Source organism: Pseudonocardia sp. EV170527-09, from assembly GCF_008369905.1.
Lineage (GTDB): Bacteria > Actinomycetota > Actinomycetes > Mycobacteriales > Pseudonocardiaceae > Pseudonocardia.
The window spans coordinates 1-228 of the sequence record NZ_VRMC01000715.1; the positions used below are offsets into that span (position 1 = coordinate 1).

The 228-nt window shown below is 61.4% G+C and carries 1 pseudogene; it reads right to left on the bottom strand.

Annotated elements, in window-relative coordinates:
- Positions 1–228: pseudogene (locus FVA95_RS30570) on the bottom strand (N-acetyltransferase); the annotation flags it as partial.

Consider the following 228-nt stretch of genomic DNA (forward strand, 5'->3'; position numbering starts at 1 on the left):
CGTAGCCCACTCACCAATAGTGACGGGCGCAATGCACACCGAGCGGGCGCCAACAGAGCAGCCACGCTTGCAGGTCACGCCCACCTGCTCCCAATCGTCAGCAGATTTGAGGGAGCCGTCGGGGTTGATAGCACGAGGGAAATGGTCGTTGGTCAGCACCACTGCCGGGCCGATGAAGACCCCGTCTTCCAGCTTCGCGGGTTCGTAGACCAGCGCGTAGTTCTGAAT